The sequence below is a fragment of the Kiloniellales bacterium genome (assembly GCA_030064845.1).
GTDB lineage: Bacteria > Pseudomonadota > Alphaproteobacteria > Kiloniellales > JAKSDN01 > JASJEC01.
In genome coordinates, this window is record JASJEC010000042.1 from 1 (window position 1) to 13921 (window position 13921).

The window sequence follows — 13921 nt, forward strand, 5'->3', positions numbered from 1 at the left end:
CGCATGAACTTTGCGATCTGGTTGGCCATCTGGGTCATGACGACGTAGCCGTTGCCGATCGAGCCCTCCGCGGTCCAGGCCGGGGCGGTGGCGATGTTGTCGTAGTCCATGGGGGCCAGGATGACGATCACCGTCTTGGGCTCGAAGGGAAAGTCCTCCTCCCAACTCAAGGTGCGTTCGTTCTCGTAGTCGTAGAGCGGGTCGTAATCCCAGCGCTTGTCGCGCTTGGTGATGCCGCAGCGAACCGCGCCGAAGACACGCGCGGCGCTCTTGATCGATGTCGCCGCCTCCTGCTTTGACTTGAACTGATACTTCTCCTTCTCGACGTCGGACTGATCCCAGCTCAACATGGGCGTGTTGGGCAGCGTATGAGCCATCCCGTGCGATTCGGAGGAGTCGAGCGGATACCAGGCGGCATGGTGCAGGGCTCGATCCTTCTGGGTGTAGCCGGGCTTGTTGTTGTCCCACGGTAACCGATGCTCGAAGGTCTTCGCGGCCTCGTGGAAATGGAACTCCTTCTTGTGGAGCCGGCTGTACTGCTCGTTGCGCTCGGGGTACTGCTCGTTCAGCGCCGCGCTGCTGGCATAGCAGAGAACGACATCGCGCTGGTCCATCGGCTTGAAGGTCTCGTCGGTGACGAACGCCTCCTCGTCGACGGACCCATCCAGCGCGACCCGCGTCGCCCCGTAGGTGGCACCGCCCGCCAGCAGCGTCGCGCCGCCGCCGATGGCGGCGCGCCTGAAGAATGTGCGTCGTGAGAGATCGTCAGAGAAAGCCGCTGAGGCTTTGGTCGACGTGCCGCTCTCCTGACCTTTCGGATCCGATGTTTCCGGGGTATCGGTGCTCATGAAATGACCTCCTTTCCAGACATCAGTTCTCAAGGCGGCGCAAACGACGCCACGCGCCGCGCCCTGACTAACTTCGCGCTTTGCTCAGCGGGAGAAGCTTCCGGTTCATGCCTCACCCCGCCATTCTCGAAGGACGCCTTCGGAATCCACGGTTAGGACGCGCTCGACACCCATGTGCGCGACGGTCTCCGGCCGCAAGGGCTCTGGCGACGCCAGGAGCGCCGTGGAGTAGGCGTCCGCGTCCCGGGCCCGCCGGGCGATCACCGTGGCGGAAACCAGGCCGCGGCTGGGGCGGCCCGCGTTGGGGTCGAAGAGGTGATGATGGCGCCCCTCAGGGTCGAAGCGCGTGCCGGTCGTCGCGGAAGTCGCCAGCGCGCGGTCGGTCAGCGCCATCTTGGTCAAGAGCGACTGCGAACGCAGCGGGTCCTTGATACCCACCTTCCAGGGGCGCCCCGAGGGATGGGACGACAGCGCCCGGAACTCGCCCAGGTCGATCAGCGCATGGCGCAGGCCTTCCGCGCGAAGCAGGTCCGCCACCCGGTCGGTGATTTCGCCCTGGGCGATGCCGTTGAGGGTCACCGCCATGCCCGGCCGGCCGAAAGCGATGCGCTTCGCCGAGATCTCGAGAGCCCGGAAATCCACCAGCTTGCGCGCCGCCATGACCGCGGTCTCTGGCGGACCCAGGGGGTCGGCGCCGGGCTTCGAGAAATGTTCGCTGTAGAGCCGCCACAAGGGCTGAACCGTCACGTCGAAAGCGCCGCCGCTGAGCGCCCCCCATTGCCGGCCCCGATCCAGAAGGGTCACCAACTCCGCGGGCGGGTTGCGAAGCTCTCCTTCCGCATTTAGCCGGACCAGCGCCGAGTTCGGGCGATAGAGGCTGAAGATCGTCTCCAGACGGGCGATCTCGGCGAGCGCCAGCGAGATCAGTCTCGTGGCCCGTTCGGCATCGGGACCATGGATCAACACGCTCGCGTCGGCACCGAGCGCCGTGCCCCGCCAGCGGTGCAGCGGCACCTCGGAATTGGAAGAGCGGGTGTAATTCGCGCCGATCGCCCCGGCGAGGCCGAGACCCGACGCAGCTGCCATGATCCGGATCGCCCGCCGACGCGACACACGACCGTGACCGGTCGGGCACTTCACGGAGTTCATCAGCCCAGCACTCCCCCTCAGGCAAAGACTGCAGCCCCCCCGGACCAGCCGTGCAACACCATACTAAGTTGGACAGGCGACAACTACCAACCACGAATTGTCCGTCCGAATTATGACCTGGATCAATGAACGTTCGAATTTGAACCGCAACAGCGCGGCGTCACCGAGGTAACTGAGTTCCTGGAAGTGTCCCAACTCCGGATTTCCCAGCTCGAGACGTCCGCTCTGGATTTCGGGAGGTGCCTTACGGCAGCGGGTGACAGAGAGAAACTATCCGAGGCAGACGCATATTCTCCATGACACAGCGTTTCCATTGGACCTCGGGCCAAGCTGGTTCGCTTCAAGGAGCTTTGGGACAGTGATGCGCCCATGGAAAAAGTGTTGCCAAGCATCGCCGCGGCCAATGCTGAACGCTACACGGGCTACACGATCCGACAGGTCTGCAAGGAGATGCACGACTACTACCGTGAGGCTGATATCAAGACGCTGCAACGCAAGGTCTTCCGCGCGGAGCATTTCCCCGAGCAGGCCATGTCCCCGCAGGACGCGGTGCACCAAATGGTGGCCAATAACGTCGAGTACGTGAAGCTGCGGGACATCAAGGGCCGGATCGGCGTGATGCTCGCGCTGATCTACCCTCCGGGCATCGGCGTGGTCGTTCCAGGCGAGCGTTGGGACGACAGGGCACAGCCCATGATCACTACTTCCTAACCTTCGAGGAAGCCTTCAACCGCTTTCCAGGCTTCTCCTACGAGGTCCAGGGCGACTTCCAGGAAATCGTCGACGGCCGCAAGACCTTCTTCACTTACGTGGTGAAGGACGAGCAGCCGGCCCGCCAAGACGACTCCCTGGGAATCAAAAGAAGGTAGGACTCTCGAAACCTCCCGATCTCTCCACGAGCGAGTCAGGCGCCGGAGAATGCGGCTCAGCCGTGGATCGGCGGGACGGCAACGGCGAGCCGGCCGGAGACCACCTCGACCGGGACCAGCGACGCTTCCGGATTGCGCTCTCGCATCCAGGCCGCGGCCTCGCTATTGGACTCCTCGGCCATGGCGGCCGTCGAAAAGACGCTGATCGTCGTCAGCGAGCCGTCTCCCCCGTCGACCGCGTAGTAGGCAATGAAGCCGGGTGATTTCTCGAGCCGCGGAACGAACTCGAGCTCGATGTCGCTGCAGAGCGCCGTCAGCGACGGCACTTCCCGGTAGCGGCGCACGCTTACGAACATGTCCATCTCCCGCCGGCGCGTTGCGGCTCAGCCATAGGTGAAGAAGCCGCGGCCGGTCTTGCGGCCGAGATAGCCGGCATCGACCATCTGCTTGAGCAGAGGACTCGGCCGGTACTTCGGGTCGTCGAAACCGCCGTAGAGCGTTTCCATGATGTCCAGGACGATGTCGAGGCCGATCAGGTCGCCGAGCGCCAAGGGGCCCATCGGATGGTTGGCCCCGAGCTTGAGCATGGAATCCACGTCTTCGGGAGACGCCAGGCCCTCGTACAGGCAGTTGATCGCCTCGTTGATCATCGGCACCAGCACCCGGTTGACCACGAAGCCGTAGCTATCCTTGGACACGCGGGGGGTCTTGCCGATCGCCTTGGTGACGTCGGTGATCGCGTCGCAGACCTCTTCGTTGGTCTGCAGGGCGCGAATGATCTCGACCAGCTGCATCATCGGCACGGGATTGAAGAAATGCATGCCGATGACGCGTTCGGGCTTGCTGGACGCAGCGGCGAGCTTGGTCAGCGAGATCGACGAGGTGTTCGAAGCGAAGATCGCATCGTCGCGACAGATCTCGTCGAGCTGGGCCAGCACCTTGGACTTGATCTCGATGTTCTCCACGATCGCTTCGACGACCAGGTCGCGATCGCCGAGATCCGACATCGTCGTGGTCGTCGAAATGAGCGCGATGGCCGCGGCCGCCGCCTCGGCCGTCATGCGCTCCCGCTTGACCAGCCGGTCCAGGCTCCCCTTGATGGTGCCGAGACCATGTTCGAGAGACTGATCGCTGATGTCCTGCAGGATCACGGGATAGCCGGCCATCGCGAAAGTCTGCGCGATGCCGCCGCCCATCGTGCCGGCGCCAATCACGCCGATCTGCTCAACACTCATGGTCTCCGCCTTTCATAAGCATGTGTCGCTCGTGCAAGAACCTGTCCCAGCCCTCCCCCGTCGCGCGTCCCGACGGACCAGCGTGGACAGGACGCATCAGCCAATCACAGATTGGATATCAGTTCTATGACATAGGTTATGGCGTGTCCCTGTATCGAACCGCGAGCAACCCGATCGAGGGAAAACAACCAATCGTCTAACCGTCCCGCAGAATTGCCAGGAACCGCTCGGCCGCCGCCAGGTCGGCGCGCACCGAGTCGCGTCGACGGGTCGCCTCGGGGTCTTCGCCCCACTGCTCGATCTGATAAGTCTCGTGGAGTTCGCCCGCCCCGAACGCACCTTCGGCGTCGAGCCGGCCGCGGCTCAGCGCCAGGCCGACCACCAGGGAGCCCGCGGCCTTGACCGCCGTCGATAGGGCGCAGAGGGCGAAGTCGTCGTGATCCTCGACCGAGCGGCGCAGCGCCGCCAGCGCCTCGTCCGGCTGGTCCGCCGCCATCATGCCGGTGGTGATCCGCAAAGGCGCGCCGAGCTCGGCCGCGGCCCAGTCGAGCAGCGGTCGCCAAACGGCTTCCTGCCGTTCGACCAGGGCATCGGGCCGTTCGACCTGGTAGCAGAGCGCGTCGGACCCGCCGTAGCCGGCCAGCTCCGCCACCACCTCGCTCCGCCTCGGCACGATCAGGTCCAGGGCCGTGCAGGCCAGGGCCGTCATCGGCATGGACTTGGGCTCGATGCGTTCCTGCTGGGCCGACCACTCGGCCGCCACCGCCGAGGCCAGAGCCTCGGTGGGGACGCGGAACTCGCTGCGTGCGGGCGTCCGCAGGACGCGGCCGTCCAGCGCGACCCCGTGGCCCGTGTCTGCGGCGGTGACCGTGACCGCCTCGTAGACCCTCTTGGTGAGCGGGGGCGTGTACATGGCGCGGGCCCTGTCAGCGGCCGGACGGCACGGCTGCGCCGGGGCCCTCGCGCTCGAGAGCCGCGCGGAGCCCGGCCGGATCGTCCACGACGTCGCCCGCCCCCGCGTCCCAGAGCTCCTCCGGGCCGTGATAGCCCCAGGACACGCCGATCGGGTGGACGCCGGCGTTCACGGCGAGCTGCATGTCGAACACGGTATCGCCGACCATCACGGTCTCCTCCGGGGCGACCCCCATTTCCGCCATGGCCCGGTCGAGGATTTCGGGGTGCGGCTTGCCCGGACCGTCGTCGGCCGTCTTGAGCGTTGCGAAGTGGCCGCGCAGGCCGTGACGTTCCAGGCTGTGCAGAAGGCCCCGGCGGTTCTTGCCGGTGGCGATGCCGAGCAGGACCTCGGGGTGCTCCAGGGCCTCGATCAGCGCGCGCATGCCGGGAAACAGAGGCTCGTCGAAATCCTCACGCCCGCGCAAAGCGTGGAAGGCCTCGCGGTAGCGCGCCGCCAGGCCGGCGACCTCGCCGTCGGCGGCGTCCGGCGCGAGGCCAGAGACGGCCTGCTCCAGGTGCAGCCCGACGACCCGGCGCACCGCCTCGAGCGGCGGCGCCGGCCGGTCGAAAGCCTCGAAGGCCTCGGCCATGGCGGAGACGATCACCCTCTGGCTGTCGACCAGGGTTCCGTCGAAATCGAACATGATCAGTCTGAAGGCCATGACGGCGCGACCTCGGGGCCTGCTACGCGCCGCCTTTGTCCGTGACCGGGCTGTCAAAGTAAAGCTTCAAGGGGCAATGACGGCTCGAAGGACCATCGGCATGGCAGCCGCAGGTCGGACGAAGCCACATTTCTGGATGCCCGGATCAAGTCCGGGCATGACAAGGAGAAAGGAATGTTTGGAGGCCGTGCCGGCCTTCAGGCGTGACCCCAGCCGGCCTGGCAGTACCGCGTCTCGACCAGGCGGTCGAGCCGGACGGCGGCCACGACCCCGTTTTCCAGCTGCGCCACGATCAGTTCCAGGTCTCCGCAGCTGACCGGCTCGGCATCGATGATCTCGACCGGCCCGTCGTAATCGGAAGCGCAGAGATACCAGATTTCTCCAGACTTCATGTCCCGTATGCCTCCGCTCAACCCGTCAAAGGTTCTGAAGAGCGTAGTCCCGGGCCCTTTAAGATTTGTTAAAAATGTGTACGAGATCGCCCGTTTCGAGCTAATGTCAGTTATTGCAAAAATTATTTAAAATATTGTATTTATTTGATATTTTTTGATCCTCGAAATCGCGCGGATGGAGGGCGTGAAGTCTTTCTTAATCGAAAGATGCAACAAGCTCTTCACCACCGGGACACTTCCAGGACGCCGCGATGATCCAACGAGCGCGCCACGCGATGAAGGCCTCCGCCCTGGCGGCAGCCGCCTTCTGTTTTCTCGCCGGCCCGGCCGAGGCAGCCGACTTCCGGATCGCGGACCGCTTTCTGGCAATCGAGCCGCCGCCCTCCTACTGCGCGGTCGACCGCGGCATCGCCGAGGAGAACGACCTGGTCGAGTTCATCGAGCAGATCAATGCCGGTCTTAATCGGGTCTTGCTGGTCTTCGTAGACTGCGACGAACTCGGACTCTGGCGCAGCGGCCAGGTCACCCTGCTGCAGCGCTACGGACAGGTACTCACGCCGATCGAGGAAGTGGCCTACCGGGGTATGCCGCGCACGGTCTTCCTGGAACAACTGCAAATGGCCATGGACCGGGCCATTCCTGTCGGCGTGGAGGCCGGCCGGGCGCGCATGGAGACCGTCCTTCCCGAGCTGGAGGCAGGCCAGACCGAGAGCCTGGGTGTGCTTGAGGTGGACGATCTGGCGCTCTACGCGGCGATCGCGCAGAAGATGGGCCTGGGCCAGACCGAGATCGTCATGGCCGGCGTCTTCGCCATGACTCTGGTGAAGGATGTGCCGATCAGCGTCAATCTCTACCGGCCCTATGACGGCGGCGCGACCATCGACACGCTCGCCCGGGAGCAGCGGAACTTCATCGAGCACCTGATGAAAAAGAACGACAGCTTTGAGACCCGTAGGGAGAAGCGACCGGGAGGCGCCGGGACCGCCGGCTGACCCCTCGCCGCCAGTTCTCGATCAGGACAGCATGCCCCGGGCCGAGGGCAGCCATTCCTCCAGCTGTAGAGCCGCCTTCTCCCCCGGCTCCTCCTTGAACCCGAGCGTCGCCCAGCAGCGCCTCATGTGTGGCGGCAGCGGCGCCGTTACGCGCACCGTCGTGCCGTCCGAGGGGTGGGGAAAGGCGATCTCGCGCGCGTGCAGCTGCAGCTGTCGGGGAAACTGGGCCTCGCCCGCGAAGTCGCGCAGGAAGGCGGCCCGACCGCCGTACTTTCCGTCGCCCAGAATTGGCGTGCCAAGGGCGGCGCAGTGAGCGCGCAGCTGGTGGGTCCGCCCGGTCAGTGGGCAGAGCACCAGCCACGACGCCTTCTGGCCGCGGCGCTCGGCCAGCTGATAGGCGGTCGCCGCCGGCTTGGCCCCTACGACCTCGGTTTCGACCTTCTCGATCCCGGACCCGCGCTCCTTTCCGAGCGCGAGGGTGATGGTTCCCTGCTTGCGCGGCGGGACGCCGGCGACAGCCGCCCAGTAGATCTTGTGCACCTCCTTGCCGCGAAACGCGGCGGCCAGGAAGCGGGCCGCATCGGCGTTGCGCGCCAAAAGGAGGACGCCGCTGGTGTCCTTGTCGAGCCGGTGCACGAGGCGGGGCCGCTCGCCGCGGCCGTCGCTGAGGGCCTCGAGCATGGCGTCGAGATGGCGACGCTGCCCGGTCCCGCCCTGGACCGCCAGACCGGCCGGCTTGTCGATCGCCAGGACCCAGGGGTCGCGGAACAGCACGGCCCGCTCGAGATCCTCCCTGTCGGCATCGCGGATCCGCACCGGCGGCGGCGTGGACGGGCGGGCCGCCGGTTGGAGCGGCGGCACCCGGATCACCTGGCCGCTGGCGACCCGCAGGTTGGCCTTGGCGCGGCGGCCGTCGACCCGCACCTGCCCGGTGCGCAGGAGCTTGGCCAGATGGCCGTGGCTCAGGCCGGGAAAACGGCCCTTGAACCAACGGTCCAGGCGGAGGCCCGCCTCTGCGTCGCTGACCTCGAGGTTCTCGACGGCGCTCATCGGGGAAGGCTCCCGACCGTCACCACGCCGAGGAGAAATCCGCCCACTGAAAGGGCGACCGAGGCCAGGACGTAAACCAGAGGCACGAGCCGCTCCTTGCGGCCGAGGTGCAGCGAGACATCGAGCGAAAAGGTGGAAAAGGTGGTGAAGGTGCCGAGGAAGCCGATGGCGACGAGGGTCTGCCAGAACGGCTCGAGCGCCCAGGCGGTGGCGGCCAGGCCCGCGACGATGCCCAGTGCATAAGACCCCAGAACATTGACCGTCAGGGTCGCGTAGGGAAAGCCGTCGCCGAGCCAGGCGGCGACCCGCGCCATCACAAGGTAGCGTCCGATCGCGCCCAGGGCGCCGCCGGCGGCCACCGCTACGAGGGTCTCCATGACCGCCGTCCTCTACGCCTTGACCTGCCGAGTCCCATGCGATCTGCGGTACTCAAGGGCAGATGCCGGGCGGCTTGGGGCCAACATCAGCGCCCCAAGGACCCGGTCAGTTACCGACCTCTAGAATACCGCAACACCTAGGATTGTCCGGCCGGCCCCGAAGCGTATCGCCGGCCAGGCACGAACCGCTCTAATTCTTCTGGGCTTCCCGCACCACGATCAGGGCCCGGCGGTTCCTCTGCTCCGGCCTGCGATCGGGATTGGCCACCGCCGGCGCCTGGTCGCCGCTGGCGAAGACGCCCATGAGCTTGACTCCCGCCGCTTCCAACTCCTTGGCGACGACGTCGGCCCGGCGCTGCGAGAGCTCGAGATTGTACTCCGTCGCACCGACCTGATCCGCGTTGCCGATCACCGCCACGACCGGCTGCTCATAGGTCGCGGTAATCTTCGCGATCGCCTTGAGGTGCTCCTTGGCCACAGGACTCAGGGTGTCGCTGTCGAAGTCGAAGAAGACCTCGTAGACCAAGCGATCGTCCGAGATGTTCCGGGCCGCTGCAGGCGCCAGGCCGGCGTTGAGGCGCGCGATCGAGATCTTCAATCTCTCGCGACAGGCCGCGATGTCTTCTTCCTGGAAGTCCTCCTCCTGCTCCTGCATCCAGCAGTCGAAGCTGGTCTGGGCGACGGCGGCCTCCTGGGGCATCTTCTGGGCCGCGCCGCGATAGAGCACCGTGATGACCTGGCGCCGGGCGATCGCCATCTCGTTCAACCGCTCGACCGGCAGGTCGCGCGCGCTAATCTGCTGAGGCTCGACCTTCTGGTCGGCGCCGGCGCGCATGGCCCGCCTGGCGAAAAAGTCGGAGTCCCGATAGTCCCCCTCGGCGTACTCGGCCTTGGACAGGCCGAGGTAGCCCTCGTAGAGCGCCATGCCGTGTTCGCCGGCCGTAGGCTCCATCTTCTCGGCATCGCCGAGCCTGGTTCCTTCGCAAGCCGCGACGGCGAAGCCGGCCAGCAGGCATAGAATCGGTCTGGTGAGCATGACTTTCTCTCTCCCTAGCGTTGGAAACCCCGGTTATTCACTCCGTACCCCTCTCTTCGCCCATCTTCTTTCAGGTCCGAGCGATATTCAACCTCGATACGAAGCCGTACGCCGACCCCGCTTGAGCGCTGTTCCATCGCCGGTCCCCAATCCCGGCCGTGATCTGGAGGTCTAAGAGGTACCCGTAGCGCCGACCTTCTCCAGAGCGGGCTCGCTCAGCCAATCGCTGCAGGTTCCGGCGCTCATCAGGTAGACGCCGATCCGCCCCAGCTCGGCCAGGCTCTCGTCCCGTGCCCCCGAAAGCGCGTCGGTCACCAGCACGATCCGGAAATCGCGCGCCCCCGCCTCGTAGACCGTCGCCAGACCGCTGGTGGAGAAATTGAAGCCGCAGATCACCAGGGTGGTAACCCCGAGCGCTTCGAGCCGGTCCGCCAGCGCCGTCTGGTGGAAGGCGCCCCAGCGCGGTTTGTAGAAGGCCCATTCCCGGACCCCTATCTCCTGGAACCCGCCGGCCAGCAGGGATTCGGGATCCAGACGCGCGCCGTCGGAGCGCAGCTCCTCGACCAGTTCGGCGCCGAAGGAACCCGGCATCAGGACCCGCAGCCCCTCCTCCACCGCCCTGCGACGAAACACGTCCACGTTCGAGCCGTCGGGACGGTACAGCCGCACCGCGTGGAAAACCGGCGCACCGGCGCGCCGGAAGGTCTCAACCAGGGGCAACAGCGCGCCGCGCGCCCGGTTCGCACCGGGTGCCCGCAGGACCGAGCCGTCCCTGGCAAAATCGCTCTGACCATTGATCGTGAGCAGCGCCACGCGATCGCGCTCCGGCGCCGTGTACTCCGCTATCAAGCCTCTACTCCTGCAAGGGGCCGCTGTGTCCGGCGCCGTTCTTGGGCCGCAATGTGCGGTAAGGCGCCGAGCGAGGCAATGGCCAATCCAGCATGACTGCCCCCCGGCGCCCGCAGGGCTCACGGACGGCAATCGCTGATCGCGCCGCGATCTAATCTTGCCTCTGGTCGCGCAGTTTCGCCCAGTAATCGAGCCGCTTCTTGAGCTCGCGCTCGAAGCCGCGCTCGACCGGCCGGTAGAAGGCCTGGCGTTCCATGTCTTCGGGAAAATAGTTCTGGCCCGAGAACGCCTCGGGCGCATCGTGGTCGTAGGCATAGCCGGCGCCGTAGCCGATCTCCTTCATAAGGCGGGTCGGCGCATTGAGGATGTGCTTCGGCGGCATCAGCGAGCCGGTCTCCCTGGCCGCCCGGCTGGCTTGGCCCAGCGCCTTGTAGGCCGCGTTGGACTTGGGCGCGCTGGCCAGATAGATCACCGCCTGGGCGAGCGCGAGCTCGCCTTCCGGCGAGCCGAGCCGCTCGAAGGCCTGCCAGCCGGCCAGGGCCTGAACCAGCGCCTGGGGATCGGCCAGCCCGACGTCCTCGACCGCGAAGCGGGTCAAGCGGCGGGCCAGGTAGTTGGGGTCCTCGCCCGCCGTCAGCATGCGCGCCAGCCAGTAGAGCGCCGCGTCGGTGTCGGAGCCGCGCAGGGACTTGTGGAGCGCCGAGATCAGGTTGAAGTGGCCCTCCTGGCTCTTGTCGTAGAGCGGGGCGCGCTTCTGCACGATGGCCGTCAGGGCCGCCGTATCCAGGGCCGGCCCCTCGGGCAGCGCGAAGAGCTCCTCGGCCAGGTTGAGCAGGTAGCGGCCGTCGCCGTCGGCCATGGCGATCAACGCGCTACGGGCCTCGCCGTCCAGAGGCAGGCCGCTCCCGGCCTCGCTCTCGGCCCGCTTCAGGAGCGCCTCCAGGGCCGCCTCGTCGAGGCGCCGCAGCACGAAGACCTGGCAGCGCGAAAGCAGCGCGGCGTTGAGCTCGAAGGAGGGGTTCTCCGTGGTCGCGCCCACCAGGATGACCGTGCCGTCCTCGACGTAGGGCAGGAAGCCGTCCTGCTGGGCCCGATTGAAGCGGTGGACCTCGTCGATGAAGAGCAGGGTCCCCTGCCCCGCCCGGCGCCGCTCCTTGGCCCGCTCGAAGACCTTTCGCAAGTCGGCGACGCCGGAGAAGACCGCCGAGAGCGGCTCAAAGGCGAGGTCGGCGACCTCCGACAGCAGGAAGGCGATGGTGGTCTTGCCGCAGCCCGGCGGCCCCCAGAGCACCATGGAGGCGAGTCGGCCTGCGGCCACCATGCGCCCGATCGGCGCGTCGGCCGCCAGCAGGTGGTCCTGGCCGACCACCTGATCCAGGCTTCGGGGCCGCAAGCGATCGGCCAGGGGACGCGGCGCCTGGGATTCGAAGAGGCCTGCCTGGGGCGGCTCGGTCACCCGCCTTGCTCCGTCACCCCAGGCTCTCCCCTATCCGGTGATCTCGATGGTGCGCCGGCGGCCTTTGCGGTTGAAGCTGATCGTCCAGCTCTCGTCCTGGCGGGTCAGCGCGGCGCGCAGGTCCGCGACGCTCTCGACGGCGTCGCCGTTGACCGCCAGAATGACGTCACCGGGCCGGAAACGGAAGCGCCGGGCCGGCGATCCCCGCCTGATGCCGGTGACGATCACGCCCTCCCAGGCGCCCAGCAGATCCAGCTCCTCGGCCAGGGCCGGCGAGAGATTGGCGACCGTGGCACCGGCCAGGGGGTGCCGGTCGCTCAGCTCCGTCTGGTTCCGGGGCGGCGTCTCCGGGGCCGGCTCGAGCGGCAGGGAGACCACGGCCGGCGCCTCGTTGCGCCACAGCTTCACCTTGGACCGGCCGCCGAGCGCGCCGGTCGCGACCCGGAAGCGCAGCGACTGGAGATCGTCCACCGCGCGGTCGTTCACCGCCAGGATGACGTCGCCCTTCCTGATCCCCGCCTGATCGGCCGGTCCGCCGCCGTAGACCCGCGTGACCACGACACCGCCCGGACGGGCGAGCCCGAGGCCCTGGGAGAGGTCGTTGTCGACGTCCTGGCCGACCAGGCCGATCCAGGGCCGGACCACGCGGTCACCGGTCTTCGCGCTCTCGATCACCGTGCGCACCATGTTCGAGGGCACGGCGAAGCCGATGCCGACCGAGCCGCCGCTGCGCGAATAGATCGCCGTGTTGATGCCCAGCAGCTTGCCGTCCATGGTCACCAGGGCGCCACCGGAGTTGCCGGGGTTGATCGCCGCGTCGGTCTGGATGAAGAAGCTGAAGTCGTTGATGCCGACCTGGGTGCGCGCCAGGGCCGATACGATGCCGCTGGTCACGGTCTGGCCGACCCCGAAGGGGTTGCCGATGGCCAGCACGAGGTCGCCGACCTCGGCCGTATTGGAATCCCGGAGCTCGACGGCCGGCAGGACCTCGCCCTTGGCATCGACCTTGAGGACGGCGAGATCGGTATCCTCGTCGTCCAGTACCAGGGTGGCCTCGAACTCCCGCCGGTCGGAGAGGACCACGGTGATCTCCGTGGCGCCGGCGATCACGTGATGGTTGGTGACCACCACGCCGCTGCCGTCGACGATCACTCCCGAGCCGAGAGAGTTCTGGGTCCGCTGCCGCGGCGCGCCGAACAGCCCGAAATCGTCACCGAAGAAGCGCTTGAAGAAGGGGTCGTCGAACAGCGGCGAGATGCCCCGCTGGGTCACCACCCGTTCGGCGTAGATGTTCACCACGGCGGGGGCGACCTGCCGGACCACGGGCGCAAAGGAGAGCATGACCTCGGCCCGCGAGCCGGGCACCGCCTTGGTCTGGGCCAGGGCTCCGCCGGCCATCAGCAGAAGAGCGAGGGCAACTAGGGTTAAAGGGCGAGCAGCAGGGGCCACGGCAGAACACCTCGGAAAGCGCAATCCCCAGAACCTAGGGTCCGCGGCCGATGCTTGCCAGATCTTCACACAAAGGTGTGTAGCCGGGGCTGGGCACGGCAGGCCAGGGGCAGGTCCCTAAGGGGCCTCAGGACTCCTCGTCCTCGCCCTCGGCCTCGTCCATGGTCGGGCCGGAATCCTGGCCCTTGGCGTCGGGGTCGCGATCGACCAGTTCGATCACGCCCATGGGCGCCATGTCGCCGTAACGGAAGCCCGCCTTGAGCACCCGGGTGTAGCCGCCCCTGCGGTCCTTGTAGCGCTCGGCCAGCTCGTCGAACAGCTTGGCGGTAATCTTGGTGTCCCGGAGCACCGAGAGCGCCTGGCGCCGGGCATGGAGGTCGCCGCGCTTGCCGAGCGTGATGAGGCGCTCGACATAGGGCCGCAGATCCTTGGCCTTGGGCAGCGTGGTCTTGATCTGCTCGTGCTTGATCAGGGACGCGGCCATGTTGGCGAACATGGCCTTGCGATGTGTGCTGGTCCGGTTCAGCTTCCGGCCGCTCAATCCGTGACGCATAGCCGATGCCTCCTCTATGCCTGGGGCCTCGCGCGCGAGACCGATGGTCA

17 protein-coding genes are annotated in these 13921 nt (G+C 66.9%); 3 read left to right on the plus strand and 14 right to left on the minus strand.

All coding sequences use genetic code 11. From position 1 onward, the window contains the following. Both QNJ67_14780 and QNJ67_14785 read right to left on the minus strand, forming a co-directional pair. A partial coding sequence (locus tag QNJ67_14780; GenBank protein MDJ0610240.1) for a hypothetical protein occupies window positions 1–848 on the minus strand: 848 nt, incomplete at its 3' end. 105 nt (window positions 849–953) lie between these two features. Next, window positions 954–1934 carry an FAD:protein FMN transferase gene (locus QNJ67_14785; GenBank protein ID MDJ0610241.1) on the minus strand — a complete coding sequence of 327 codons (981 nt, stop codon included), beginning with the start codon at window positions 1932–1934 and terminating at the stop codon, window positions 954–956. A gap of 432 nt (window positions 1935–2366) precedes the next feature. On the opposite strand from QNJ67_14785, the gene QNJ67_14790 reads away from it, so the two are divergent. Both QNJ67_14790 and QNJ67_14795 read left to right on the plus strand, forming a co-directional pair. Continuing rightward, window positions 2367–2708 carry a hypothetical protein gene (locus QNJ67_14790; GenBank protein MDJ0610242.1) on the plus strand — a complete coding sequence of 114 codons (342 nt, stop codon included), beginning with the start codon at window positions 2367–2369 and terminating at the stop codon, window positions 2706–2708. Further along, window positions 2669–2866 (plus strand): hypothetical protein, encoded by a 198-nt coding sequence (locus QNJ67_14795; protein MDJ0610243.1) that lies wholly within the window; start codon window positions 2669–2671, stop codon window positions 2864–2866. The genes QNJ67_14790 and QNJ67_14795 overlap by 40 nt, the downstream gene beginning before the upstream one ends. A 56-nt stretch (window positions 2867–2922) precedes the next feature. On the opposite strand, the gene QNJ67_14800 is transcribed toward QNJ67_14795, so the two are convergent. From QNJ67_14800 to QNJ67_14820, 5 genes are all read right to left on the minus strand, one after another. Further along, on the minus strand, window positions 2923–3222 hold the full coding sequence (locus tag QNJ67_14800) for a hypothetical protein (protein MDJ0610244.1): 300 nt from the start codon (window positions 3220–3222) through the stop codon (window positions 2923–2925). 27 nt (window positions 3223–3249) lie between these two features. Continuing rightward, the gene (locus tag QNJ67_14805; protein MDJ0610245.1) at window positions 3250–4101 is read right to left on the minus strand and encodes a 3-hydroxybutyryl-CoA dehydrogenase; all 852 of its coding nucleotides are present in this window, start codon (window positions 4099–4101) and stop codon (window positions 3250–3252) included. Between the two features lie 196 nt (window positions 4102–4297). Next, window positions 4298–5014: an ATP12 family protein gene (locus QNJ67_14810; GenBank protein MDJ0610246.1), complete on the minus strand. Its 717-nt coding sequence runs from the start codon at window positions 5012–5014 to the stop codon at window positions 4298–4300. A 13-nt stretch (window positions 5015–5027) separates the two neighbouring features. After that, window positions 5028–5717, minus strand: a complete 690-nt coding sequence (locus QNJ67_14815) for an HAD-IA family hydrolase (protein MDJ0610247.1) — start codon at window positions 5715–5717, stop codon at window positions 5028–5030. A gap of 197 nt (window positions 5718–5914) precedes the next feature. After that, entirely contained in the window at window positions 5915–6109 is a 195-nt protein-coding gene (locus tag QNJ67_14820) for a hypothetical protein (GenBank protein ID MDJ0610248.1), read from the minus strand. Window positions 6110–6360: 251 nt separating this feature from the next. Between QNJ67_14820 and QNJ67_14825 the strand changes: the two genes are divergently transcribed. Continuing rightward, window positions 6361–7101, plus strand: coding sequence for a hypothetical protein (locus QNJ67_14825; protein MDJ0610249.1), 741 nt, complete (start codon window positions 6361–6363; stop codon window positions 7099–7101). A gap of 21 nt (window positions 7102–7122) precedes the next feature. Here QNJ67_14825 and QNJ67_14830 read toward each other — a convergent pair whose 3' ends face one another. From QNJ67_14830 to rplQ, 7 genes are all read right to left on the minus strand, one after another. Next, window positions 7123–8151: an RluA family pseudouridine synthase gene (locus QNJ67_14830; protein MDJ0610250.1), complete on the minus strand. Its 1029-nt coding sequence runs from the start codon at window positions 8149–8151 to the stop codon at window positions 7123–7125. After that, the gene (gene crcB / locus QNJ67_14835) at window positions 8148–8528 is read right to left on the minus strand and encodes a fluoride efflux transporter CrcB (protein ID MDJ0610251.1); all 381 of its coding nucleotides are present in this window, start codon (window positions 8526–8528) and stop codon (window positions 8148–8150) included. The genes QNJ67_14830 and crcB overlap by 4 nt, the downstream gene beginning before the upstream one ends. A gap of 190 nt (window positions 8529–8718) precedes the next feature. Then, a complete protein-coding gene (locus QNJ67_14840) occupies window positions 8719–9564 on the minus strand; it encodes an OmpA family protein (protein MDJ0610252.1) in 846 nt (281 codons plus the stop codon). Between the two features lie 171 nt (window positions 9565–9735). Then, a complete protein-coding gene (locus tag QNJ67_14845) occupies window positions 9736–10413 on the minus strand; it encodes an isochorismatase family cysteine hydrolase (GenBank protein MDJ0610253.1) in 678 nt (225 codons plus the stop codon). Between the two features lie 151 nt (window positions 10414–10564). Next, window positions 10565–11869 carry a replication-associated recombination protein A gene (locus tag QNJ67_14850; GenBank protein ID MDJ0610254.1) on the minus strand — a complete coding sequence of 435 codons (1305 nt, stop codon included), beginning with the start codon at window positions 11867–11869 and terminating at the stop codon, window positions 10565–10567. A gap of 30 nt (window positions 11870–11899) precedes the next feature. After that, on the minus strand, window positions 11900–13267 hold the full coding sequence (locus QNJ67_14855; GenBank protein MDJ0610255.1) for a DegQ family serine endoprotease: 1368 nt from the start codon (window positions 13265–13267) through the stop codon (window positions 11900–11902). 178 nt (window positions 13268–13445) lie between these two features. Next, a complete protein-coding gene (gene rplQ, locus QNJ67_14860; protein ID MDJ0610256.1) occupies window positions 13446–13871 on the minus strand; it encodes a 50S ribosomal protein L17 in 426 nt (141 codons plus the stop codon). Window positions 13872–13921: the final 50 nt, after the last annotated feature.

What these genes read in the sequence shown, in the direction of transcription:
- QNJ67_14855 (MDJ0610255.1), bottom strand. Translation starts at nt 13,267, where the DNA reads ATGGCCGGCGGAGCCCTGGCCCAGACCAAGGCGGTGCCCGGCTCGCGG.
- QNJ67_14810 (MDJ0610246.1), bottom strand. Translation starts at nt 5,014, where the DNA reads ATGTACACGCCCCCGCTCACCAAGAGGGTCTACGAGGCGGTCACGGTC.
- QNJ67_14800 (MDJ0610244.1), bottom strand. Translation starts at nt 3,222, where the DNA reads ATGTTCGTAAGCGTGCGCCGCTACCGGGAAGTGCCGTCGCTGACGGCG.
- QNJ67_14785 (MDJ0610241.1), bottom strand. Translation starts at nt 1,934, where the DNA reads ATGGCAGCTGCGTCGGGTCTCGGCCTCGCCGGGGCGATCGGCGCGAAT.
- QNJ67_14805 (MDJ0610245.1), bottom strand. Translation starts at nt 4,101, where the DNA reads ATGAGTGTTGAGCAGATCGGCGTGATTGGCGCCGGCACGATGGGCGGC.
- QNJ67_14820 (MDJ0610248.1), bottom strand. Translation starts at nt 6,109, where the DNA reads ATGAAGTCTGGAGAAATCTGGTATCTCTGCGCTTCCGATTACGACGGG.
- rplQ (MDJ0610256.1), bottom strand. Translation starts at nt 13,871, where the DNA reads ATGCGTCACGGATTGAGCGGCCGGAAGCTGAACCGGACCAGCACACAT.
- QNJ67_14830 (MDJ0610250.1), bottom strand. Translation starts at nt 8,151, where the DNA reads ATGAGCGCCGTCGAGAACCTCGAGGTCAGCGACGCAGAGGCGGGCCTC.
- QNJ67_14815 (MDJ0610247.1), bottom strand. Translation starts at nt 5,717, where the DNA reads ATGGCCTTCAGACTGATCATGTTCGATTTCGACGGAACCCTGGTCGAC.
- crcB (MDJ0610251.1), bottom strand. Translation starts at nt 8,528, where the DNA reads ATGGAGACCCTCGTAGCGGTGGCCGCCGGCGGCGCCCTGGGCGCGATC.
- QNJ67_14790 (MDJ0610242.1), top strand. Translation starts at nt 2,367, where the DNA reads ATGGAAAAAGTGTTGCCAAGCATCGCCGCGGCCAATGCTGAACGCTAC.
- QNJ67_14825 (MDJ0610249.1), top strand. Translation starts at nt 6,361, where the DNA reads ATGATCCAACGAGCGCGCCACGCGATGAAGGCCTCCGCCCTGGCGGCA.
- QNJ67_14840 (MDJ0610252.1), bottom strand. Translation starts at nt 9,564, where the DNA reads ATGCTCACCAGACCGATTCTATGCCTGCTGGCCGGCTTCGCCGTCGCG.